The sequence below is a fragment of the Kribbella sp. NBC_00662 genome (genome assembly GCF_041430295.1).
Classification (GTDB): Bacteria; Actinomycetota; Actinomycetes; order Propionibacteriales; family Kribbellaceae; genus Kribbella.
Window position 1 is genome coordinate 5,131,822 of record NZ_CP109029.1, and the last position, 22,749, is coordinate 5,154,570.

23 protein-coding genes and 1 pseudogene are annotated in these 22,749 nt (G+C 69.4%); 16 read left to right on the forward strand and 8 right to left on the reverse strand.

What is annotated here, in order from left to right:
* Nucleotides 1-126: 126 nt before the first annotated feature.
* The 6 genes from OHA10_RS25660 to OHA10_RS25685 all read left to right on the forward strand — a co-directional run bounded on the left by OHA10_RS25660 (nucleotide 127) and on the right by OHA10_RS25685 (nucleotide 5,145).
* The gene (locus OHA10_RS25660) at nucleotides 127-1,350 is read left to right on the forward strand and encodes a glycosyltransferase family 4 protein (protein ID WP_371401309.1); all 1,224 of its coding nucleotides are present in this window, start codon (nucleotides 127-129) and stop codon (nucleotides 1,348-1,350) included.
* 79 nt (nucleotides 1,351-1,429) lie between these two features.
* Nucleotides 1,430-1,864, forward strand: coding sequence for an adenylyltransferase/cytidyltransferase family protein (locus OHA10_RS25665; RefSeq protein ID WP_371401310.1), 435 nt, complete (start codon nucleotides 1,430-1,432; stop codon nucleotides 1,862-1,864).
* Nucleotides 1,861-2,586 (forward strand): CDP-alcohol phosphatidyltransferase family protein, encoded by a 726-nt coding sequence (locus tag OHA10_RS25670; protein ID WP_371401311.1) that lies wholly within the window; start codon nucleotides 1,861-1,863, stop codon nucleotides 2,584-2,586. The genes OHA10_RS25665 and OHA10_RS25670 overlap by 4 nt, the downstream gene beginning before the upstream one ends.
* A complete protein-coding gene (locus OHA10_RS25675) occupies nucleotides 2,586-3,002 on the forward strand; it encodes an adenylyltransferase/cytidyltransferase family protein (RefSeq protein WP_371401312.1) in 417 nt (138 codons plus the stop codon). The genes OHA10_RS25670 and OHA10_RS25675 overlap by 1 nt, the downstream gene beginning before the upstream one ends.
* Nucleotides 3,002-4,189 carry a glycosyltransferase gene (locus OHA10_RS25680; RefSeq protein ID WP_371401313.1) on the forward strand — a complete coding sequence of 396 codons (1,188 nt, stop codon included), beginning with the start codon at nucleotides 3,002-3,004 and terminating at the stop codon, nucleotides 4,187-4,189. Before OHA10_RS25675 ends, OHA10_RS25680 begins: the two co-directional genes overlap by 1 nt.
* A 92-nt stretch (nucleotides 4,190-4,281) precedes the next feature.
* A complete protein-coding gene (locus OHA10_RS25685; protein WP_371401314.1) occupies nucleotides 4,282-5,145 on the forward strand; it encodes a MarR family transcriptional regulator in 864 nt (287 codons plus the stop codon).
* Here OHA10_RS25685 and nadA read toward each other — a convergent pair.
* The gene (nadA, locus tag OHA10_RS25690; RefSeq protein ID WP_371401315.1) at nucleotides 5,142-6,323 is read right to left on the reverse strand and encodes a quinolinate synthase NadA; all 1,182 of its coding nucleotides are present in this window, start codon (nucleotides 6,321-6,323) and stop codon (nucleotides 5,142-5,144) included. The genes OHA10_RS25685 and nadA overlap by 4 nt on opposite strands.
* Before the next feature lie 82 nt (nucleotides 6,324-6,405).
* Between nadA and OHA10_RS25695 the strand changes: the two genes are divergently transcribed.
* From OHA10_RS25695 to OHA10_RS25730, 8 genes and pseudogenes are all read left to right on the forward strand, one after another.
* On the forward strand, nucleotides 6,406-7,023 hold the full coding sequence (locus OHA10_RS25695; protein ID WP_371401316.1) for an NTP transferase domain-containing protein: 618 nt from the start codon (nucleotides 6,406-6,408) through the stop codon (nucleotides 7,021-7,023).
* A gap of 23 nt (nucleotides 7,024-7,046) precedes the next feature.
* On the forward strand, nucleotides 7,047-7,937 hold the full coding sequence (locus tag OHA10_RS25700; RefSeq protein WP_371401317.1) for an AAA family ATPase: 891 nt from the start codon (nucleotides 7,047-7,049) through the stop codon (nucleotides 7,935-7,937).
* Between the two features lie 2 nt (nucleotides 7,938-7,939).
* Entirely contained in the window at nucleotides 7,940-9,043 is a 1,104-nt protein-coding gene (locus OHA10_RS25705; protein WP_371401318.1) for a VWA domain-containing protein, read from the forward strand.
* Entirely contained in the window at nucleotides 9,036-10,235 is a 1,200-nt protein-coding gene (locus OHA10_RS25710) for an XdhC family protein (RefSeq protein WP_371401319.1), read from the forward strand. The genes OHA10_RS25705 and OHA10_RS25710 overlap by 8 nt, the downstream gene beginning before the upstream one ends.
* 74 nt (nucleotides 10,236-10,309) lie before the next feature.
* The gene (locus OHA10_RS25715) at nucleotides 10,310-10,780 is read left to right on the forward strand and encodes a (2Fe-2S)-binding protein (RefSeq protein WP_371401320.1); all 471 of its coding nucleotides are present in this window, start codon (nucleotides 10,310-10,312) and stop codon (nucleotides 10,778-10,780) included.
* Complete coding sequence (locus OHA10_RS25720) at nucleotides 10,777-13,179, forward strand: xanthine dehydrogenase family protein molybdopterin-binding subunit (RefSeq protein WP_371401321.1); 2,403 nt, start codon at nucleotides 10,777-10,779, stop codon at nucleotides 13,177-13,179. The genes OHA10_RS25715 and OHA10_RS25720 overlap by 4 nt, the downstream gene beginning before the upstream one ends.
* Nucleotides 13,176-14,029: pseudogene (locus tag OHA10_RS25725) on the forward strand (xanthine dehydrogenase family protein subunit M). The gene OHA10_RS25720 and the pseudogene OHA10_RS25725 overlap by 4 nt, the downstream one beginning before the upstream one ends.
* Nucleotides 14,026-14,703 (forward strand): SRPBCC family protein, encoded by a 678-nt coding sequence (locus OHA10_RS25730; protein ID WP_371401322.1) that lies wholly within the window; start codon nucleotides 14,026-14,028, stop codon nucleotides 14,701-14,703. Before OHA10_RS25725 ends, OHA10_RS25730 begins: the two are co-directional and overlap by 4 nt.
* On the opposite strand, the gene OHA10_RS25735 is transcribed toward OHA10_RS25730, so the two are convergent.
* The 6 genes from OHA10_RS25735 to OHA10_RS25760 are packed head-to-tail and all read right to left on the reverse strand — an operon-like array spanning nucleotide 14,700 to nucleotide 19,303.
* A complete protein-coding gene (locus tag OHA10_RS25735; protein WP_371401323.1) occupies nucleotides 14,700-16,481 on the reverse strand; it encodes an FtsX-like permease family protein in 1,782 nt (593 codons plus the stop codon). The genes OHA10_RS25730 and OHA10_RS25735 overlap by 4 nt on opposite strands.
* 5 nt (nucleotides 16,482-16,486) lie before the next feature.
* Nucleotides 16,487-17,212, reverse strand: coding sequence for an ABC transporter ATP-binding protein (locus tag OHA10_RS25740; protein ID WP_371401324.1), 726 nt, complete (start codon nucleotides 17,210-17,212; stop codon nucleotides 16,487-16,489).
* Entirely contained in the window at nucleotides 17,209-17,730 is a 522-nt protein-coding gene (locus tag OHA10_RS25745; protein ID WP_371401325.1) for a PadR family transcriptional regulator, read from the reverse strand. Before OHA10_RS25745 ends, OHA10_RS25740 begins: the two co-directional genes overlap by 4 nt.
* 34 nt (nucleotides 17,731-17,764) lie before the next feature.
* Entirely contained in the window at nucleotides 17,765-18,262 is a 498-nt protein-coding gene (locus tag OHA10_RS25750; RefSeq protein WP_371401326.1) for an NUDIX domain-containing protein, read from the reverse strand.
* The gene (gene nfi / locus OHA10_RS25755) at nucleotides 18,252-18,911 is read right to left on the reverse strand and encodes a deoxyribonuclease V (protein WP_371401327.1); all 660 of its coding nucleotides are present in this window, start codon (nucleotides 18,909-18,911) and stop codon (nucleotides 18,252-18,254) included. Before nfi ends, OHA10_RS25750 begins: the two co-directional genes overlap by 11 nt.
* Entirely contained in the window at nucleotides 18,908-19,303 is a 396-nt protein-coding gene (locus tag OHA10_RS25760; RefSeq protein ID WP_371401328.1) for a VOC family protein, read from the reverse strand. Before OHA10_RS25760 ends, nfi begins: the two co-directional genes overlap by 4 nt.
* A 194-nt stretch (nucleotides 19,304-19,497) precedes the next feature.
* Between OHA10_RS25760 and OHA10_RS25765 the strand changes: the two genes are divergently transcribed.
* Nucleotides 19,498-20,631: a glycerate kinase gene (locus OHA10_RS25765; protein WP_371401329.1), complete on the forward strand. Its 1,134-nt coding sequence runs from the start codon at nucleotides 19,498-19,500 to the stop codon at nucleotides 20,629-20,631.
* Nucleotides 20,632-20,779: 148 nt separating this feature from the next.
* Nucleotides 20,780-21,136, forward strand: a complete 357-nt coding sequence (locus OHA10_RS25770) for an iron-sulfur cluster assembly accessory protein (protein WP_130446795.1) — start codon at nucleotides 20,780-20,782, stop codon at nucleotides 21,134-21,136.
* 126 nt (nucleotides 21,137-21,262) lie between these two features.
* Here the strand turns inward: OHA10_RS25770 and OHA10_RS25775 are convergent, their stop codons facing one another.
* Nucleotides 21,263-22,711, reverse strand: coding sequence for a DHA2 family efflux MFS transporter permease subunit (locus OHA10_RS25775; protein WP_371401330.1), 1,449 nt, complete (start codon nucleotides 22,709-22,711; stop codon nucleotides 21,263-21,265).
* Nucleotides 22,712-22,749 lie beyond the last annotated feature (38 nt).

The following is a 22,749-nucleotide window of genomic DNA, read 5'->3' on the forward strand; positions in this document are numbered from 1 at the left end:
ACTGTAACGACTGCCAGCGCCGCAGCGATAAGCGCTGCGAACCACAACTTCTTCAATGCACTCTCCTGGGAGCGGGAAACCAGGTGCAGCCGTCTGCGTGACGAGGGCGGGACTTAAGGTAGTGCCATGCGGGTCGCCATGTTGCACAACCGTTACCGGACCGGTCAACCCAGTGGCGAGAACACCGTTGTCGCGCAAACGGTTGATTTATTGCGTAACTCAGGACATGAGATCGACCTCTACGCCCGAAACAGCGACGACATCGCGCAGATGAGCCGGAAAGATCGCGCACTGTTACCGTTTCGCTCCGTTTGGTCATTTTCGGCGGAACGCGATTTAACACTTCTATTGCAAGCGCAGCGGCCCGATCTGGTGCACGTTCACAACACTTTTCCGCTGTTCAGCGCCTCCGTGCTGCGGGCGACGTACCGCTTGGACCTTCCGGTGGTCGCGACCCTGCACAACTTCCGGCTGCTGTGTGCGAACGCCGTGCTGCAGCGTGACGGCGCGCCCTGCGAGTCGTGTGTCGGCAAGCTGCCGTTGGCCGCGGTGCGGCACAGCTGTTACCGCGAATCGCGCGTACAGACGTTGCCGCTGGCGGCGAGCATCGGCGTCCACAACACGCTGCACACCTGGCAGCGGTACGTCGACACGTTCGTCGTACCGTCCGGGTTCGTCCGCGATCGGTACGCCGCGGCCGGCTTCGACCCGGAGCGGTTCGAGGTGAAGCCGCATGCCGTGCCGCACTCCGGCGAGGTGCGGAGCGGGGCCGGCGACGGCGTGGTGTTCCTCGGGCGGCTCAGCGAGGACAAGGGGTTCGCGGATCTGCTGCAGGCGTGGGACCCCTCGCTCGGCAAGCTGATCGTGGTCGGCGACGGTCCGTTGCGGGCCGCGGCCGAGGACCTGGCCCGGAAAGACCTGTCTGTTCAGGTGCTTGGTCAACGACCGTGGGAGGAGTGCATGGAACTCCTGCGGTCCGCGCGCGTCGCCGTCGTACCGGCGCGTTCGTATGAGAGCTTCGGACTCGTGGTGATCGAGGCTTTCGCGCACGGCGTTCCGGTGGTCGCTTCCCGGCTCGGGGCGCTCGCGGAGCTTGTCGACGACGGGGAGACCGGCGCTTTGACCGTGCCCGGCGATCCGGAGGGATTACGAAAGGCGATCGGGTTGGTGGCTGATCCCGAGACTTCGATAGCCTTCGGCGAACGAGCCCGACAGGTTTACCTCGACCGCTTCACTCCGGAGCGTGATCTGGTGGCCACGGAGAGGATTTACACCGATGCTATCGCCCGGCACGCCGACAGCGGCCGCACGCGTCGGGGATCCTGGGCGCGCCGTGCCGGACAGGTATAAAGTTCCGCGGGACGCAGGGGGCAGCGTCACGCCGGAGGGATCGCAGGAATTCGTGTTGGGGGATGGCAGTTTGGGCAACGTGGTCAGGGCGCCGCGGGTCGCGTGTGTGGCCGGAGTCTTCGACCTGTTCCACGTCGGGCATGTCGACGTGCTCGAGCGGGCGCGCCGGCACAGCGACCGGCTGGTGGTGGCGGTCCTGTCCGACGAGTGGGCGATGGACGCCTGGGGCGCGCGGCCGTTCGTGCCGCTGCTCGAGCGGGCGCAGATCGTCGAGCACCTGCGCTGTGTCGACGAGGTAGTTGCCGTGGACGACGTTCGGTCCGAGTGGCTGACCGGCGTACTGGGGGTACAGACCGTGTTCGCTGCCACTGGCACCGACGGCGTGCTGGGCGTTGACGAGCTGGCCGGGATACCGCCCGCGCTCATCACCGTCCTGCCGGCCGGCCGGGGCTCCCGCAGCCCGATCCTGCGCGCCGCGATCGACCAGCGGCAATCGCGGTCCTCCGTCGCATGAGCTCGTTGCGCGAAACCGTCGCGCAGTTGTCCCAGGCCCAGAAGCCGTCGGCCGGTACGCCGGCGTACTCGCGGTTCGTGAACCGGCGGATCGGGCGGGTGTTCGCCGCGGCCGCGTTCCTCGGGCGGCGGACGCCGAACCAGGTGAGCCTGGCGTCCGGGTTCTGCTCGCTGGTGGGAATCGTGCTGGTGGCAACCGTCCGGCCGTCGTTCCTGCTCGCGCTGGTCGTGACGCTGCTGCTCGTGCTCGGCTACGGTCTGGATTCCGCGGACGGGCAGCTGGCCCGGTTGCGCGGGGGCGGGTCGCCGCTGGGGGAGTGGCTCGACCACATGATCGACGCCGTCAAGATCGTCCTGCTGCACAGCGCCGTACTGATCTCGTTCTACCGATTCGATGCCTTTGACAACGAGTTGGTGCTGCTCGTCCCGCTCGCCTACGTCTGTATGTCGTCGGTGCTGTTCTTCGGGCTGATCCTGATCGACCAGCTGCGGCGGCGCCACGGCGGTGCGGCGAAACCCAACCAGCGCGGCGATTCGGTGCTCAAGTCGTTGCTCATCGCACCGACCGACTACGGCGTCCTGTGCCTGGTCTTCCTGGCCTTCGGTACGCCGTCGCTGTTCCTCGTGCTGTACGCCGCGCTGCTCGTGCTGAACCTGCTCTTCCTCGCCGGCGCGGTCGCGAAGTGGTACCGGGAGATGGCCGTCCTGGGGGTGCAGGCCTGATGGCGATCGTCGGGTACGCCCCCGGTGTCTACGACATGTTCCACATCGGGCATCTGAACATCCTGCGCCGCGCCCGCGAGCACTGCGATCACCTCATCGCCGGCGTCGTCGAGGACGACGTGGTGGCCCGGATCAAGGGCCGTCCGCCGGTGGTTCCGCACCAGGAGCGGATGGACGTCATTCGAGCGCTCGACCTCGTCGACGAGGTGATCAGCGACTGGTCGAGCGACAAGTTCGAGATGTGGAAACAACTGCGGTACGACGTTCTCTTCAAAGGCGACGACTGGAAGGGAACGGAAAAGGGGACGAGACTGGAGAGGCTGCTGGGTGACGTCGGCGCACAGGTGCACTATTTCCCGTACACCGCCTCCACCTCGAGCACCGATCTGCGCAGGCTTCTGGAGGGGATGAGCTGATGCCGGGCCGGCCGAAGGTACTGCTCAGCGCGTACGCCTGCCGGCCGACGGGCGGGTCCGAGCCGGGCGCGGGATGGGCGTGGGCGAAGGCCGCGGCGCGGGACCACGACGTCTGGCTGCTGACCCGCGGCAAGTTCCTGCACGAGATCGACGCGGAGCTCGCGGTCCGGCCGGTGCCAGGGCTGACCGTCGTACCGCTGGAGATGCCGCGGTGGATCCTGCGGCTGCGGCGACGGCCGTCGGACGTGTACTGGTACTACCCGTTGTGGCAGGGCCTGGCCCGGCGGACGGCGCGACGCCTGCACGCCGAGCAGTCGTTCGATGTGATCCATCATCTGACCTTCGCGGTGGACTGGATGGGCGCCGGCGTGGTGGAGGAGTCGTCGGCGAAGGTGATCTGGGGCCCGGTCGGCGGGTCGACCACGGCTCCGCTCGCGATGTCGCACTGGCTCGGTCCGCGCGGCGTGGTCGGAGAGCTGGTACGCCGTGCGTACACCGGGCTCCGCCGCCGGCTGACCGGGCGCCGGATGGCGCAGACCGCCGACCTGATGGTTGCCCAGAACAACGATGTGGCCGAGGCGTTCCGGCCGTACGCTCGCGAGATCGTGGTTCAGCCGAACGTCGCGATCCGGCGCTTCACCGCGTCCGGTCCGTACGAGCCGTTCGGTGCCCCGGGCATCAAGACCGCGTTGTTCGTCGGCCGGTTGATCCCGTGGAAGGGCGTGCTGCTCGCCGTCAGTGCGCTGGCGCGCGCCGAGGCGGCCAACTGGGAGCTGCGCATCATCGGCGACGGTCCGGACTGGGGACGCGCCGAGGGTCTCGCCTGGCAGCTCGGTGTCCGCGACCGGGTCGAGTTCATGGGAGCGCTGCCGCGTGAGGACGTGCTGGCAGCGATGTTCCGGGCCGATGCACTCATCGCCCCCGCGCTCCGCGAGGCCGCCGGCTGGGCCGTGACCGAGGCGCTCGCCTCGGGCTGTCCTGTGGTGTGCGTCGATCGTGGCGGCCCGGCTGTGATCGTCGGCCCTGACGAGGGCGTCAGCGTCCCGTGGCAGGGTGACGTGGTCGGTGGGCTGGCCAAGGGGCTGGCTTCGCTCCGTGGCCGGATCACGCCGGTCGATCGCTGGGGTCCTGACCGGCTCCCCGAGATCCTCGCCGAGTGGTACGCGCCGGCTCGCGTGTCGCACTGAAAAACTTCTCCGCCCGATGTCGAACGGTGTCGAGCGGCTTCGTAGCGAGGGTGAGGGGCCGGCAACGGGCCGGTCCACCACCGGAGGTCAGGATGTCCGACATCACCAAGGCAGCCGTTGCCCGCCGCCTGACGCAGCAGCTGCTCGAGCCGCTCCACCTCGTCGCGTACATGGCCGACGAGCCGATGTACGCGCTCCAGGCTCTCGGCTTCGAGGGCTACTGGCCGGGGTACTTCGCCTCGCGGTCGGCGCCCCTCGGCCGGGTGCCTGCGGAGGTGGTGGACGCGCTCTTCTACAACTTCGTCCCCGGCGAGGTCGCCGCCTGCATCCCCGCCGTCTGGGACATCACCACCCCCGAGGCCGCCCTCGCCGCCAACCGGGAGGGCTGTGTCACCGCGCTCCGCCGCGTCCTCGGCGACCTCGCCGACAGCCCCGAGCTCGCCCGGGCCGCCGACCTCGCGATCCGTGCGGCGCTGAACGCGCCGACCGAGGGCCGGATCCTGTACGCCGGACTGCGGTCGCTGCCCGTCCCGGACGAGCCGGTTGCTCGACTGTGGCACGCGGCGACCATGTTGCGCGAACACCGCGGCGACGGCCACAACATCGCACTGGTTGCCGCCGGCATCGACGGGCAGGAGGCGCATGTGTTCGCCGCGATCGACAGCGGGATGAAGCCACGGGCGTACGGCCGACTGGATCCGCTGTCGGACGAGCAGCTGGAGTCGGTCGTCGACGGTCTGCGGATCCGCGGGCTGGTCGACGCGTCGGACGGGTTCACCCCGGCGGGGCGTGTGCTGAAGGACGAGATCGAGGCGGTCACGGACACGCTGGCGGCACCGGCGTACGACTGCTTGGAGCCGCACGAGATCGACGAGCTGATCGCCGACCTCGAGCCGCTGATCGCGCGGCTCGATGCCGTCGGCTACGACTTCGAGTTCGTGGCTCCGAAGTCCTAGTCGCGTGCGGTCTTGCCGGGGAGGGCGAGCATGCGGTCGAGGGCGAGCTTGGCGTACTTCTCGGTGTCCGCGTCGACCTTGATCGGGTTGACCACGTGGCCGGCGACGAGGTTCTCCAGGGCCCAGACGAAGTGCGGCAGGTCGATCCGGTTCATCGTGGCGCAGTAGCAGACCGTCTTGTCGAGGAACACGATGTTCTTGTCGGCGTGCTGCTTCGCCAGCCGCTGCACCAGGTTGAGCTCGGTGCCTACGGCCCACGACGTACCGGGCTCGGCGGTCTCCAGGGCCTGGATGATGTACTCCGTCGAGCCGACCAGATCGGCCTTGGTGACGACCTCGTGGCGGCACTCCGGGTGGACGATCACGTTCACGCCCGGGACCCGCGAACGGACGTCGTCGACCGACTCGGCGGTGAAGCGACCGTGCACCGAGCAGTGTCCGCGCCAGAGGATCATCTTCGCCGCGGCCAACTGCTCGCGGGTCAGGCCGCCGCCCGGCTTGTGCGGGTCGTACACGACGCAGTCGTCGAGGCTCAGGCCCAGCTGCAGTACGGCGGTGTTGCGGCCCAGGTGCTGGTCCGGCAGGAAGAGCACCTTCTCGCCCTTCTCGAACGCCCAATTGAGCGCGGTCTCCGCGTTGCTCGACGTACAGACGACGCCGCCGTTGCGGCCGCAGAACGCCTTGATGTCCGCGGACGAGTTCATGTAGGTGACGGGCACGGTCACGTCCGCGACACCGGCGTCGGCGAGCGCGTCCCAGGCCGCCTCGACCTGCTGGATGCGCGCCATGTCGGCCATCGAGCAGCCGGCCGCGAGGTCCGGCAGGATCACGGTCTGCTGGTCGTTGGTGAGGATGTCGGCGGACTCGGCCATGAAGTGCACACCGCAGAACACGATGTACGGCGCGTCCGGCCGGTTGGCGGCGTCGCGCGCGAGTTTGAACGAGTCACCGGTGACGTCCGCGAACTGGATCACCTCGTCGCGCTGGTAGTGGTGCCCGAGCACGAACACCTGGTCACCCAGCGCCGCCTTGGCCTTCAACGCCCGCTCGACCAGATCCGGGTCGGACGCCGGCGGAAGCGCCCCCGGGCACTCGACCCCACGCTCCGAGTGCGGGTCGGTGTTCTGCCCCAGGAACAGCAACGGAAGAGCCTTGGAACCGCCTGCGATCGTCGTCACGCCCCACATCGTGCCACGCCCACGACCGCGCCCCGCGTGGCACACGTCACTGCCCAGACTGTGAAATCAGTACCCTCACAACGTGAAGAGCGCAGACGTGCCGGTCGCGGGTCTGGTGCTGGCCGCGGGGGCCGGCCGCCGGATGGGTACTCCGAAGGCGTTGGTCCGTGACCCGGCCGGCGTCCCGTGGGTCGTCCGCGCGTCCCGCGTACTCGCGGACGGCGGCTGCACCCCGGTCGTGGTCGTCATCGGAGCCGCCGCCGACCAGGTCCGCGCCGAGCTGACCTCCGAGCCGGTCGAGGTCGTCGAAGCAACCGACTGGTCCGAGGGCATGGGCGCCTCCCTCCGGGCCGGCCTGACAGCGCTCCGTGACCTGCCCGCTGCCGCCGTCGGAGATGGTGAGGTGGTGGGGGTTGTGGTCGTGCCGGTGGATTTGCCTGGATTGACCGCTGCGGCTGTGCGGCGGGTCGCGGACGGCGCCGGAGCGCGCGTGCTGGCGCGGGCGACGTACCACGGGGTTCCTGGGCATCCGGTGGTGATTGGACGGGCGCACTGGGACGGCGTGATCGCGTCGGCGCGAGGGGATGAGGGGGCGCGCGGGTATCTGCGGGCGCACGACGTGGTGGCGGTGGAGTGTGCGGATCTGGGCGACGGAGCGGATGTGGATACGGTGGACGACTTGCCCCCGGGGCACGGGTAAGGGTGGTCATCGGGGCGAAGTAGGTGAATGCTGAAGGAGTGAGTGCCGTCGGCTCGGCGGCTGAGCTGGCCGAGCGTCTGCGGGCGACCGGATACCTCGCCGGAGAGGGCTTGGCAACGGTCGGCTATCTCGCGCTCGCGTTGCAGCGGCCGCTACTCCTCGAAGGCGAGCCCGGCACCGGCAAGACCTCGCTCGCCGCCGCGATCGCGGAGGCACTCGACCTGGACCTGATCCGCCTGCAGTGCTACGAGGGCATCGACGCCTCCCAGGCGCTCTACGACTGGGATTTCCCGCGCCAGATCCTGCACCTGCGGACGGTCGAGGCCACCAGCTCCGACGCGAAGGTCGACGAGGTGGAGAGGAGCCTGTTCGACGAACGTTTCCTGCTCTCCCGTCCGGTACTGCGAGCGCTCCGCGAAAGCCCCGCCGTCCTGCTCGTCGACGAGATCGACCGCGCGGACGACGAGTTCGAGGCGTTTCTGCTCGAGGTGCTGTCGACGTACGAGGTGACGATCCCGGAGCTCGGCACGATCACCGCCGAAGTACCGCCGATCGTCGTCCTCACCTCGAACCGGACCCGCGAGGTGCACGACGCGCTCAAGCGCCGCTGCCTGTACCACTGGATCGACCATCCCGGCCTGGCCCGCGAGGTCGAGATCGTCCGTACCCGCCTGCCCGGCGTCTCCGCCCGGCTCGCCGAGCAGGTCGCCCGCTCGGTGCACCGGATCCGCGAGCTCGACCTGCTCAAGCCGCCCGGTGTCGCGGAGACCCTCGACTGGGCCCGCGCCCTCGAGGCGCTCGGCGCGGACATCCTCGACGTCGAGACCGCGGCCGCGACTCTCGGCGCCGTGCTGAAGTACCGCGAGGACACCGACCGCGTCCGTGAATCCCTCGACCGGCTCCTGGCCAGCTGACCATGACGGCCGAGGGACGGAGCGCAGAGCCGGATCTCGCCTTGGCCGGATTCGCCGCGGCGCTACGGCATGCCGGACTGGCCGTGACGGCGGACCGGGTTCACCTGTTCCTCCGCGCGGTCGCCGCACTCGACGCCACGATGACCGCCGATGTGTACTGGGCCGGCCGCGCAGCCTTGTGCAGCGGCCCCGACGACACCGCCCGCTACGACGAGGTGTTCGCCGCCTGGTTCTCCGGACAGCGATCGCGCGGCATCGTCCGCCGTACTCCGCAGGCCTCCGTACAAGCCGCGCTCGGGGACAGCGGTGAGGGCGAGGACGGCAACCGCACGCTCAACGTCGCCGCGAGTACGACGGAAGTCCTCCGGCACCGCGATGTCGCCGACCTGTCGGCCACCGATCGCGCCGAACTGGCCCGCCTGTTCGGCACGCTCCGACCGCGGGCGCCGGTACGCCGCGCCAGCCGCCGTCGCCCGTCACATCGCGGCGACGTCGATCCGCGACGGACGCTCCGCGCGCAGCTCCGGCAGGTCGGCGAGCCGGGCCGCGTGCAGTACCGCCGCCGCGGCGTGCGGCACCGGCGGGTCGTCGTACTGATCGACGTCTCCGGATCGATGCGCCCGTACGCCGACAGCCTGCTGCGGCTCGCGCACACGATGGTCCAGCAGGCGCCGCGCTCGGTGGAGGTCTTCACAATCGGCACGCGCCTGACCCGCGTGACCACCGCGCTGCGCCGGCGGGATGCGGACTTCGCGCTGCGGTCGGCGGGCGACGTCGTACCGGACTGGTCGGGTGGGACGCGGCTGGGTGAGGTGCTGAAGGTCTTCCTGGACCGCTGGGGTCAGCGCGGTACGGCGCGGCGAGGGGTCGTGATCGTGTGCAGTGACGGGTGGGAGCGCGGGGATGCCACGCTGCTCGGGGCGCAGATGCAGCGGCTGGCCGGCCTCGCGCATCGGGTGGTGTGGCTGAATCCGCACCGCGGCAAGCCTGGGTACGAGCCCGTGCAGGCCGGGATCGTCGCCGTACTGCCGCACCTGGACGAGTTGGTCGCCGGGCACAGCCTGAGCAGCTTCGCCGCACTCCTGGAGGTGGTCGCCGATGCGTGATGTTCTCGACCGATTGCTGACCTGGTGGGAGGCCGGCGAATCGGTTGCCGTCGGCACCGTTGTCGCGACGTTCGAGTCGGCGCCGCGGCCGCCGGGCGCGGTGATGCTGGTCGGCCCCGGTCTGGAGGCCGTCGGCAGCGTGTCGGGCGGGTGCGTGGAGGGCGCGGTCTACCAGCTCGGCGAGGAGGTCCTCGAGTCGGGCGAGCCCGTCCTGCAGCGCTACGGCGTGAGCGACGAGTCGGCGTTCGCGGTGGGACTGACCTGCGGCGGGATCCTCGACATCTTCGTCGAGAAGGTCGACCGCACCTCGTTCCCGGAACTCGCCGAGGTCGCAGCAGACATCGCCGAAGGCCGCCCGGTGGCCGTCGCAACCGTCGTCGCCCACCCAGACCCGTCCCGACTCGGCCGCCGCCTGATCGTCCGCCCAGAGCAAGGCACTGAGGTGGCGGACACCGGCGCGCGGCCCGCCGACCGGGTCGGAGCCTCGTCCTCTTCCTCCCGACCCGAGCGGAGCGAGGGGCGGGGTGGTTTGGGGTCGGAGCGGGCGGATGATGCGGTTCTCGACGATGCGCGGGGGCTGTTGGCTAACGGGCGGACCGAGACGCTGGAGTACGGGCCGGACGGGGAGCGGCGGGGGGAGGGGATGCGGGTGTTCGTGTCGTCGTACGCGCCGGTGCCGCGGTTGCTGGTGTTCGGGGCGATCGACTTCGCGGCTGCGGTCGCACGACTCGGTTCGTTCCTCGGCTACCGCGTGACCGTGTGCGACGCGCGTGGCGTGTTCGCGACCGCGTCCCGGTTCCCGTCGGCCGACGAGGTGGTCGTGGACTGGCCGCACCGATACCTGGCGGGCGAGTCCGCGGCCGGCCGGATCGACGACCGGACGGTGATCTGCGTGCTGACGCATGACCCGAAGTTCGACGTACCGCTGCTGGAGGTCGCGTTGCGACTGCCGCAGGTCGCCTACATCGGCGCGATGGGTTCGCGGCGTACGCACGACGACCGGCTGAAGCGTTTGCGGGAGGCCGGCCTGACCGAGGCGGAGGTGGCCCGGCTGTCCAGCCCGATCGGTCTGGACCTCGGCGCGCGGACCCCGGAGGAGACCGCGGTCAGCATCGCGGCCGAGATCATCGCCCAGCGCTGGGGTGGCGCCGGGCAGCGGCTCTCGGCCGCGGCGGGGCCGATTCACCACTGATCAGAGCTTGTGGGCAACATCACACGGGGAGCAGGATCGAACCTACGGCGGTGCTGACATCTGGAGGCGGGGCGATGACCCGGATCACAGTGAAGGTCGACGGAAGCAGTTTCACCGACGAGGTGGAACCGCGCACGCTGCTCGTGCATTACCTGCGCGAGCAGCTGGGGAAGACGGGCACTGTGGTCGGTTGTGACACCGGCAACTGCGGCGCGTGCACGGTCCACCTGGACGGGCGGAGCGTGAAGTCCTGTTCGCTGCTCGCGGTCCAGACCGACGGTCACGAGGTGACCACGATCGAAGGGCTCGCGACCGACGGTCAGCTGCACCCGATGCAGCAGGCGTTCCACGAGAACCACGCGCTGCAATGCGGCTACTGCACGCCCGGCATGATCATGCAGTCCATCGATCTGCTCGCCGACAACCCGGATCCGAGCGAGGAGGACGTCCGGCTGGGTATCGAGGGCAACCTTTGTCGCTGCACCGGCTACCAGAACATCGTCAAGGCCGTCCGCGCCGCTGCCGCCGCGGGAGGTGCGCAATGACGACCACCGAGGACCGCCCGGCCACCGAGATCGGCAATCCGCGCCGCCGCAAGGAGGACGCCCGGCTGATCACCGGCCGGACCCGCTGGACCGACAACATCGTGCTCCCGGGGATGCAGCACATCGCGATGGTGCGCAGCCCGTTTGCGCACGCACGGATCACCTCGATCGACACCGAGGCAGCCCGGGCCTCGACCGGGGTCGTTGCCGTGATCACCGGTGCCGACATCGCCGACGAGCAGGGCGCGCTGCCGAACGCGTGGGCGATCGTGTCCGAGCAGCAGGCCCCTGTGCATCCGTCGATGGCCGTCGACCACGTCGCTTTCGCCGGCGAGATCGTGGCCATGGTCGTCGCCCGGACAGCGGCCGAGGCGAACGACGCTGCCGACCTGGTCGACGTCGAGTACGACGAGCTCACGCCCGCCCTCGAGCTCAAGGCCGCCGCGCGTGACGAGGTCCTGGCCCATCCGGACCTCGGGACGAACCTGTCCGCGGTCTGGTCGTACGACTCGGCCGAGTCCGGCACCGGCGGCGACGTCGAGGCGGCGATCGCGGCTGCTCGTGACGGCGGCATCGTGATCGAGAAGGAGTTCCGGCAGCAGCGGCTGATCCCGGCGTTCATGGAGCCGCGGGCGATCGTCGTCGACCCGACCACCGAACAGATGACCGTGTGGTCGTCGACCCAGGTGCCGCATTTCGTGAAGATCTTCATCGCGCTCGTACTCGGCATCCCGGAGAACAAGATCCGGGTGATCGCGCCGGACGTCGGCGGCGGGTTCGGCGGCAAACTCCAGTTCACCCCGGAGGAAGTGCTGACGGTCATCGCGGCCCGCCGTACCGGAAAGCCCTGTAAGTACTGCGAGACCAGGTCCGAGTCCTTGATGGCCGCGCACCACGGCCGCGACCAGTGGCAGCAAGTGACGCTGGCGGCAAACGCCGATGGCACCGTGACCGGGCTCAAGGTCGAGCTGATCGCCGACATGGGTGCGTACCTGGGCCTGGTGACGTCGGCGATCCCGTTGCTCGGAGCATTCATGTACAACGGGATCTACAAGTTCCCGTCGTACCACCTCGGCATCACCAACGTGTTCACGAACAAGACCTGGACCGATGCGTACCGCGGCGCGGGCCGGCCGGAGGCGACGTACGCGATCGAGCGGGTGATGGACGAGTTGGCCGCACAGGTCGGCGTCGATCCGCTGGAGATCCGCGAGCGGAACTGGATCAAGCACGAGGAGTTCCCGTTCTCGACGGTGTCCGGCCTGCAGTACGACTCCGGCAACTACGAGGCCGCCACCGCCAGGGCGCGCGACCTCTTCCGGTACGACGACCTGCGCAAGGAGCAGGCGGAGCGCCGGGAGTCCGGCGATCCGGTCCAGCTCGGGATCGGCATCTCGACGTACACCGAGATGTGCGGGCTGGCGCCGTCGCGGTGGCTCGGCTCGATGGGGTACGTCGGCGGCGGCTGGGAGCACGCGGCGGTCCGGATGCTGCCGACCGGGAAGGTCGAGGTGGTGACCGGGACGAGTCCGCACGGACAGGGGCACGAGACAGCATGGAGCCAGCTGGTCGCGGATCGGTTGGGCGTCGCCTTCGAGGATGTCGAAGTACTGCACGGTGACACGCAGGTCGCCGTCCGCGGCCTGGACACGTATGGCTCGCGCTCGCTGGCCGTCGGTGGGATGGCCGTCCTGGCTGCGGCCGACAAGGTGATCGAGAAGGCGAAGCCGATCGCGGCCCAGCTGCTGGAGGCGAACGCGGACGACCTCGAGTTCACGTCCGGCCGGTACGGCGTTCGCGGTACCGATGCGGGCATGACGCTGGCGGAGCTGGCGTTCGCGGTCTTCCAGGGGCACAAGCTCGACGGGTCCGCGGAAGGGTGTCTGGACGCGGACGCGACCCTCGATCCGGACGACTTCTCGTTCCCGCACGGGACGCACCTGTGCGCGGTCGAGGTCGACACCGAGACTGGGGAGACGAAGATCCGGTCGTACGTGAGCGTCGACGACGTCGGCGTGGTCGTCAATCCGCTGATCGTCGAGGGCCAGGTGCACGGCGGTCTCGCGCAGGGCATCGCCCAGGCGCTCTACGAGGAAGCTGTGCACGACGAGTCCGGGACGCTGATCAGCGGCTCGTTCGACCAGTATTTGTTGCCAGGGGCACCCGATCTGCCGCGGTTCGAGACGGCGCGGACCGAGACGCCCGCGACCACGAACCAGCTCGGCGTGAAGGGTGTCGGCGAGGCCGGGACGATCGCGTCGACGCCGGCGGTCGTGAACGCGATCGTCGACGCGCTGCGGCCGCTCGGCGTCACGGACGTGCCGATGCCGTGTACGCCGTACCGCGTGTGGAAGGCCATCCAGACTGTGCAGATCAGTGAGGAAGGAGCGCGGTCATGATCCCGGCAGCCTTCGAGTACTTCGCACCGGCCACCGTCGACGAAGCGCTGGGGTTGCTCCGCGAGCAACCCGACGCGAAGCTGCTGGCCGGTGGGCAGAGCCTGATGCCGGCGCTGCGGTTGCGGCTGGCGGCGCCGGAGACGATCGTCGACCTCGGGAAGGTCGACGAGCTTCGCGGGGTGCGGGACGACGGGGACGTGTTGGTGATCGGTGCGATGACCACGCACAGCACGGTGCAGTCCTCACCGGTGGTGAACGAGCATGCCCGGTTGATTTCGTTGGCGACAGCAACGGTCGGGGATCCGCAGATCCGGCATCGCGGCACGTTCGGCGGTTCGCTGGCGCATGCGGATCCGGCTGCCGATCTGCCGGCTGTGGCGGTGGCGCTGGACGCTTCGTTCGTGATCGCCGGGCCGGATGGTCGTCGTACCGTCGCGGCGGCGGACTTCTTCCAGGGCGTGTTCAGTACGGCGCTGGGCGAGGACGAGTTGCTGGTCGAGATCCGTGTGCCGAAGTACACCGGTTGGGGAGCGCATTACGAGAAGTTCAACCGGGTCGCGCAGGCGTGGTCGATCGTCTCGGTGGCGGCGGCGATCCGGCTCGACGGTGATTCGATCGCGGAGGCACGGGTTGCGCTCGGCAACATGGGTTCGACGCCGGTGCGGGCGACCGCGTCGAGGAGGCGCTGGTCGGCGGGCCCGCGACGGCCGACGCCGTACGGGAGGCCGCGGCGCGGGCGGCGGACGGGACGTCGCCGGTGACGGATCTCAACGGCGACGCCGACTATCGGCGGCATCTGGCCACGGTGCTCACGCGCCGTGCGGTCCTGGCGGCGGCGGGTACGGCGTGAAGCTCGAGCACAAGTTCGTCGTACCGGCTCCGGTCGAGCAGACGTGGGCCGCGTTCAACGATCTCGAACGGGTGGTGCCGTGTTTCCCCGGCGCCACCCTGACGTCGTACGACGGCGACGAGTTCACCGGCTCGTGCAAGGTCAAGCTCGGGCCGGTGTCGCTGCAGTACTCCGGCAACGGGACCTTCCTCGAACGTGATCCGGCCGACCATCACGCGGTGATCGAGGCCAAGGGCAAGGACCGCCGCGGCAACGGCACGGCGACAGCGCGCGTCACGGCCCGCCTGACCGCGGCCGGCCCGGGTTCGACCGAGGTCACCGTCGACACCGACCTCACCATCACCGGCCGCCCCGCCCAGTTCGGCCGCGGCCTGATCCAGGACGTCTCCAACAAACTCCTGGACCAATTCACCACCTGCCTGAAAACCAAGCTGGACACCCCACCCACCCAAGACACCCCACCGACCAGCGACGGCCCGCCGACCCGTGACGACCCATCGGTTGACACGCGACCACCTCCCTCCGAGGCTCCACCTCCGTCGGCCTCGGCGGAGCCGGCCGCGGTCTCCCTCGACCTCGGCAGCACCGTCCTCCCAGTCCTCGCCCGCCGCGCAGCGCCGTACCTCATCGGTGCAGTGGTCGCCCTGCTCCTCCGCCGCCTCTTCCGCCGCTAGGCGGCTTCCGCACTGAGCGTCCGCGCAACCGATCGCCGAGCCGCGAACCACGCCGGCAACGCCGTCAACGCCGCCGTCGCAACCAGCATCGCGACCGCAACCCCGACCAACGACGACCCGGGCGGCATCGCAATCTGCCCAACGGTGAAGAAGCCGAACAGAAATATCCCCAAATACACGCCCACAACCGCCCCGGGAACCGCAGGCAGCAGCTGCGCAAAGGACAACCCCGCCGACACCTGCCCCGGAGTCGCACCAAGTGCACGGGCGACAGCCATGCTCGCCCGCGACTCCATCGCCGTCATCCACGTGGTCGCGACCGTGTTGACGATCGCGAGCACGAGGAGCATGACAGTCACCGCCAGCAGCAACCGGTAGTTCTGCTCGTCTCGGATGTTCGGCAACGCGGCCGCGCCGTATCCGTACGGCCTGGCCGGCTGCGCGACGCCGATCAGCAATCCGGTGACACCGGTGACCGTCGCCGCAGTCGAGCACGCATGCAGTACGGCGCGACCTGGCCGACGCGCAGTCAGCCGCAACCCCAGTAGAAGCGGAGTCGGCAGCAGCGCCGAGAGCGTGGTCAGCCAAGGACGGTGACGTGGGTACTGCGCCGGGCTCGTCAGTGCCGTCACCGTCGCCGTCCGCAGCGCACGCACTGTCGGCGGCAGCGTGGTCAGAACCGCCACCCCCAGCGCGAGCACCGTCGTAGCGACGAGTGTGGTGACGTCTGGTCCGACGATGTGACCGATGCGGCTCGCAGTGGGGTTGGCGAGGGCCGGCTCGACCAGCCGGGCGACAACGAGCCCAACGACCTGAGCCACCAGCGCGAGAGCGAGGAACTCGGTCAGCAGTACAGCGGCGATCAGACCAGGCGTAGCGCCGACCGCTTTCAGCAGCCCGGCCCGGCGAGTCTGTTCGGCGGCACGTCCGGCCGCGAGCGCAGCAACTCCCGTGACGGCGAGGAAGCCGAGCAGCCAACCGCCGACGACCAGGATCGGCTGGCTGCCATCGAGGATGACGGCGTCCTGCTGAGCAAGGAACTGCCACGAGTGCATGGTCACCCTGGTGCTGGTGACGTGGTGCGCGGCGATGAAGGCCTGGGTGGCGTCGGGATCGCGCAGGTCGAGATCCATAGCGGTCGTCACCGGCAGATCCTGTCCGGCGAGCTTCTGCGCGTCCGCCGCCGTCATCCAGACCAGACCGTTCCAATCGCTCGGCCCGCCGAACGGGCCGATGCCCGCGGCCCAGGGATAGATCGCCGTCGACGCGGCGACCGCGATCCCCACGACCGGATACGACCGGCCGGAGATCGTCACGCGATCGCCGACGTTCACGCCGACCGCGGTGGCCAGACCGCGATCGATGACCGCTCCGCCGGGCCGGATCCATTCACCCGACGTGACCAGCGGGTGGTTGATCTCGCCCGGCGTCGGTTCGGCACCGTGCACGACGACACCGGAGCTCTTGCCGTGGGCAACCAGGTCGCCGTACACGACGGCGTACGGTCCGTGGTGCCCGACGACCTCGGGATCGGCAGCGAGTTCTTCCAGTGCGGGGACCACGGCCGGACCGGTGTCCGGAGCGAGCGCGACGACGTCCGGGCCGCCGGTCGCGGCGCGGGTCTGCCGGTAGAGCGATTGGCTTGCGCCGTTGAGGGACAGCCCGAGGGCGACGGTGGCGACGGCTGCGGTGACGGCGAGTATGAGCATCGCTGCGTGCGCTTTGTGCCGACGTACGTCGGCCAGCACCAGGCGTACGACGAGGTGGACGCGACCCACGCCGGTCAGCCGTCCAGTCCGATGAGGCCCGCGAGGCGTCCGGTCCCGTCGAGCAGTCGGGTGTCGTCGACGAACATGCCGTCGCGCATCGAGATCAGCCGGTCGGCGGTGGCGGCGACTCGTTCGTCGTGCGTGACGATGACGAGGGTCTGTCCGGCGGCACGGAGCTCGGCGAAGATCCGCAGTACGTCGGTGGTCGCGGTCGTGTCGAGGTTGCCGGTCGGCTCGTCGGCGAGCACGACCTGCGGTTGGTTGGCGAGCGCACGGGCGATCGCGGCGCGTTGGCGCTGGCCGCCGGACAGCTCGGACGGGAGGTGCTGCGCACGGTCCGCCAGCCCGACCTGGTCGAGCAGGAAGTCGGCCCGCCGTCTGGCCGCACGCAGTGAGCGGCCGGCGAGGAGAGCGGGGAGCTCGACGTTCTCGGCTGTGCTCAGCTCGTCGACCAGATGGAACGCCTGGAAGACGAATCCGATCGAGCGGCGCCGCATCCTTGCCAGTGCACGCTCGCTGAGGTTGTCGGTACGGCGGTGTCCGACCCACACCTCACCGGCCGTAGGACGCTCCAGGCCGCCGAGCAGATGGAGCAGCGTGGACTTCCCGCAGCCGCTCGGGCCCATCACCGCGAGCGTCTGTCCCTCGGGTACGTCGAGGTCGACCTCGTCGACGGCACGTACTCGGCTCGCCCCCGCGCCGTGCTCCTTGGTCAGTCCGCGGGTCTGCAGCACGGTCATGTGTCCTCGGGTTTGTTGTGGGGTGTGGACCAGGTGCGTTCGCAGACGTCGAGCCAGCGCAGGTCCGCCTGCAGGCGGAGCATCACGCCCTCGAGCAGGACAACCGCCGTCGAGCCGGCCGGCTCGGCCAACGCAGCCTGCTGCGCCTCCCGCAGGATCCGCAGCAACTCACGCCGTTGAGCCGCGACAAGCTCGACCGGGTCAGCAAGGTGCGCAGCCGCCGCCACGACCAGCTTGAGATGGAACTCCGCCAGATCCGGCTTGGGGCGGGCCACCTCGCTCAGCCATGCGGCAACCCGCTGCTGCCCGGCCGGCGTCAACGCGTACACCTTGCGGTCGGGGCTGTCCGACGGCTCGCAAACGATCAGCCCCGCCTTCTCCAACCGCCCGAGCGTCACGTAGATCTGCCCAGGATTCATCGACTCCCCGAGCGGCCCCAGACTCTGCCGCAACCGCGCCCGCAGTTCATACCCATGCGACGGCTCCTTGGCCAACATCGCCAACACCGCATCCTGCACGCCAACCCCCTAACGGTTAGCCAATAGATAGCGGTTATCCGTGCGGCATGTCAAAGTACAGCCCACCCGCGAACACTGCGGGCAGGATCGGCCGATGCCCGGCAATCACGGTCAGCCGTGCGGCCTCCTCCGCCGTGAACCAGCCGGATTCGCTCACCTCTGCCGAGGTTCCGGCCTCACCGCCGACTGCCTCCGCGCGGAAGAGCACGCCGACAATCTGTACGCGGTTGCCGTCGGGGTAGACCACGACGACGTCCGGGTTCGAGTACACGCCGATCAATGCGGTCACTCGGACCGACAGGCCGGTCTCCTCGAGGGTCTCTCGTTCGGCGGCCTCGGCCGGGCGCTCGCCTGGCTCGACGGCGCCGCCTGGCATGCACCACTCGCCGTTGTCGGTCCGCTTCGTCAGCAGGAGGCGGTCACCATCCATCACCGCCGCGGCCGCGCCGATCCTCAGGCGTGCGGTGGCGCCGATGCGGTCGCCGAACTCGTGCCGCGTGTAACCGGGCACCCGAGGCGTCTCATCGCCCATCGCGCAGTGCCTCCCGGCTCAGGTGGTCGGCTGTTCTGGTTGTCTCTGGCAAGCGATAGCGCGGCGTGAGGTGCAGGACGTGGTTGACGGCGGTTGGCAAGGTGACGCGGTGGCCGACGGATATGTACATCGGCTTGATGCCGGACTGTGTCCGTAGGGTTGCTCCGACGACCTCGTCGGCGTCCAGTAGGTCGGCTGTTGCGCCTCGGTCGTGGGCGGGCTCTTGGTGCGTTCCGATGAAGGGTGTCTTGGCTGCGCCGATCGACGGGATGCCGGTCAGTACGCCGAGATGGCAGGCCAAGCCGAAGCGGCGGGGATGGGCGAGGCCTTGGCCGTCACAGACGAGCAGGTCCGGTGTGGTCGTGAGGCGATCGAGGGCGGTGAGCAACGCCGGCACCTCGCGGAACGCGAACAACCCCGGCACGTACGGGAACGTCGTCTCCCCGAGCATGACCGCGCGGTCCACCTCGCGGAGCGTCTCCCAATCGAGTACGACGACCGCGGCTGCCAGCCGGTCCCGGTCGTACGCGACGTCCAGCCCGGCCACGTGGCGCGGCGCCGGCCCCACATCCACGACCTCGACTAGGCCGCGCAACTTCTCCTGTACCGCGATCGCCTCGGCGGCAGAGGTGGGCCATGTCGAGTTCATTCGAACGACGGCGGGCCGCTCGGAGGCCATTCGACGAGCTCGATCCGGTAGCCGTCGGGGTCGATCAGCCAGGAGGTCTTGGGGCCGTCGGCGCCGCCGGGGAGCTCGGGTTCGCCTGGTTGCAGGCCGGCGGCGGTCAGGCGGTCGAGTGTCTCGGCGAGGGAGTCGACTTCGATCGCGAAGTGCTGGAAGCTGCCGACCTCGACCGGGCCGTCGGCGGGGCGATGGACGAGTTCGAGGGACACCGACTTCTCCTCCGGCAGCCGGAGCCAGACCAGGCCGGAGCCGTCGTCGAACGGGACTGTGCCGAGGTTCACGTAGCCGACCGTGGTGTAGAAGGCGAGCGAGCGTTCGAGATCACTCACCCGGAGTGCGAACAGAACTGTCTTCATGCCCAACGATCCAACTGCCCCCCATCGGGCCCGTCAATCTGCGTGCATAACGACAGGAGGTGTCGGGTGATCGAGGCAGGTTCGTGCTCCGCTCAGGCGGGGAGCGGCATGTACGTACACGACTACGTCCTGTTCTTACGTCGCGCAGTGGGACGGGCGGCCGCAGGTTCGGGGGGCTGGGGGAGGATGTGGGCATGCGGATCCTGATTGCGCCGGACAAGTTCGCGGGCACGTTGACGGCTGTGGAGGCGGCTGCGGCCATCGAGGAAGGATGGCGGCGGCGGGATCCCGGGGCCGAGGTGCTCGTCGCGCCGATGGCTGACGGCGGGCCTGGATTCATCGATGTGTTGTCCGCGGTGGTCGATGGGACGCTGCTGTCGGTCACTGTCCGTGGGCCACTCGGTGTGGAGACTCCGGCGACGGTCCTGATGGCGGGGGAGACGGCGTACGTCGAGACCGCGCAAGCGTGCGGACTGCATCTCGTGGAGCCGAAGGACCGGCGGCCCGAGGACGCGACGACGTACGGCGTCGGCCAGCTGATCGCCGCCGCAGTAGACGCCGGCGCGAAGCGGATCATCCTCGGCCTCGGCGGCTCGGGAACGAACGACGCCGGCGCCGGCATGCTCGCCGCCCTGGGTGCGACCGGAGTCGCAGAGGGCAGCGCGCCCGACGAGGTGACCGGCAGGAGTGTCGGGCGGCTGGATGCGGGAGCGGCGGGGCTTGCCGGGCTGACTGAGGTAGATCTCCAGCCCGCGCGCGATCGGGTGGCGGGGGTCGAGTTTGTCGCGGCCAGCGATGTGGAGAACCCGATGCTCGGGCTCCGGGGCGCGACCAACATCTTCGGTGCACAGAAAGGCATCACCGACGATCGGAAACCTGCGGTCGACGGTTGGCTGACGCACTTCGCGGAGCTGGCCGACCGGAAGACGGCCGACCAGAAGGGCGCGGGTGCCGCGGGCGGGCTCGGCTACGCCCTCCTGCTCCTCGGTGCTGAGCGTGTCTCCGGGATCGACCTGGTGGCCGAGCTCACCGGGCTGAAGGAGAAGGCGGCGCGCGTCGACCTGGTGCTGAGCGGGGAGGGGGCGTTCGACTTCCAGTCCCGGGACGGGAAGGTGATCGCCGGCGTCGCGAAGGTCGCGAATGACGCGATGCGGCCGTGCGTCGTACTCGCCGGGAAGGTGCTGATCGGGGCGCGGGAGATGCGGACGATGGGCGTCGAGTCGGCGTACGCGCTGGTCGACGTGGTCGGCGAGGAGCAGGCGTTCGCGGACCCGCACGGTTCGCTCGCGACGGTCGCGGAGCGGGTCGCCAAGACCTGGGCGCGCTGATCAACCTGTGACCGTGGTAGTTGATCCGTGAAATTGGTGTGCGACCATGGGAATGAGCGCGGACCGGCCGGTGTTGGTGCGTGTTGACAAGAGACTTCCGTGCTGACGAGTTGTAGGTCGGCACTTGAGCAGATGACTGGAGTCAGGGATGACTGAAGCGCAGACCGAGCAGGCCGTCGCCACTGGTGTTCTCCTCACCGACGGGGCCGCCGCCAAGGTGAAGGCGCTGCTCGACCAGGAAGGCCGTGACGACCTCGCGCTGCGGGTCGCCGTGCAGCCGGGCGGGTGCTCCGGCCTGCGGTACCAGCTGTTCTTCGACGAGCGTCAGCTCGACGGCGACGTGGTGGCCGACTTCGGTGGTGTGAGCGTTGTCACCGACCGGATGAGCGCGCCGTACCTCAAGGGTGCGTCGATCGACTTCGTGGACACGATCGAGAAGCAGGGCTTCACGATCGACAACCCGAACGCGACCGGCTCCTGCGCCTGCGGCGACTCGTTCAACTGATCGACCTCTGAAGCCCCTGGCGCCCTCGCGGTGGCCAGGGGCTTCGGCATGTCCGGACTTCGGTACGGCGGGTCCCACCGTGTGAAGCCGACGTCGCCATGGACTGGTTGGTGAAGGAAGGGTTCGTCAGCCGTGACTGACCGCTGATTCCCGCGCCCGCTTCGGGAGGAGGAACGTCACCGCGAGGCTGACCACGAAGAGCCCGATCGCGACCAGGACCGACGTCTTGGTGGCGCCGAGGAACGCGTGCGCCGGCAGCAGCTGGAAGAACACGGTGCCGATCACCGCGACGCCGATCGCCCCGCCGTACTGCTGCATCGCGGTCAGTACGCCGGACGCCGAGCCGGCGGCCTGGTCGTCGATCGAGGCCAGGATGATGTCGAACAGCGGAGCGAACACCAGGCCGGCGCCGATCCCGGTGGCGAGCGTCGCCGGCACCAGGTTCCAGATCGTGGTCGCGTCGCCGTACGTGTGCAACGTGAACCAGACGCCGGCCATCGCCACGGTCATCACCGCGACGCCGAGCTGCAGCGCCTTGCGGCCGAGTTTCGGGGCCAGCAGGCCGCCGGACAACGGTGCGCCGATCGCGATGCCGAGCGAGAACGGCACCATCGCGAGGCCTGCCTTCAGCGGGCTGTAGTGGAGTCCGAGCTGGGTGAAGAGGTTGAACACCAGCATGAAGCCGTTCATCGCGAGGAAGAACGTGGTGATCACGCCGAGGCCGGCGACGTACCCGCGGTTGCGGAACAGCGACGGGTCGATGACCGGGTTGCCGGACCGGCGCTCGCGCCAGCCGAACAGTGCGAAGGCGACAACCGAACCGGCCAACATGAGGATTGTCCACAACGGCCAGCCGAGCTCGCGGCCCTGGACGAGCGGGTAGATCAGCAGGCCCGAGGCGAGGCTGACCAGCAGTACGCCGGCGGCGTCGAGGCGGGAGGCGCCGGGCGTCTTGACCTCGGGCATGAACTTCAGCGCGCCGACGAGAGCCGCGATACCGATCGGCACGTTGATGAAGAAGATCGTCCGCCAGCCGGCGTCGAACCAGTTCGCGTCGATCAGCACGCCGGCGAGGATCGGGCCGGCGACCGCCGACAGGCCCATCACCGGACCGAACATCGCGAGCGCCTTGCCGAGCTCGTCGGCCGGGAAGATCGACTTCAGGATCGCGAAGCCCTGCGGGATCATCACCGCACCGAGCAGGCCCTGCGCGACCCGGCTACCGATCAGCAGCTCAGGGCTGGTCGCGAGCCCGCAGACCGCGGACGCGACGGTGAATCCGAGGGCGCCGATCACGAACAGCCGCCGGCGGCCGACCAGGTCGCCGAGCCGCCCGAAGGCGACCAGGCCGATCGCGAACGCCAGCGTGTAGCCGGCCAGCATCCACTGCATGGCCGACTCCGAGCCGCCGAGCTCGGCGCGGATCGAGGGGGCGGCGATGTTGACGATCGTCGCGTCGACGAGGTCCATGATCTCGGCGATCAGGATCGTCGCGAGCACGATCCAGCGCCAGCGGTACGGCGTACCGCTGGCGGCGCTCGTGGTTTGCGGTGGGTTCTCGACTGCGGTGCTCATGGCGGCCCCCTCGTTGGATTGCGAACGGTGTTCGTTGA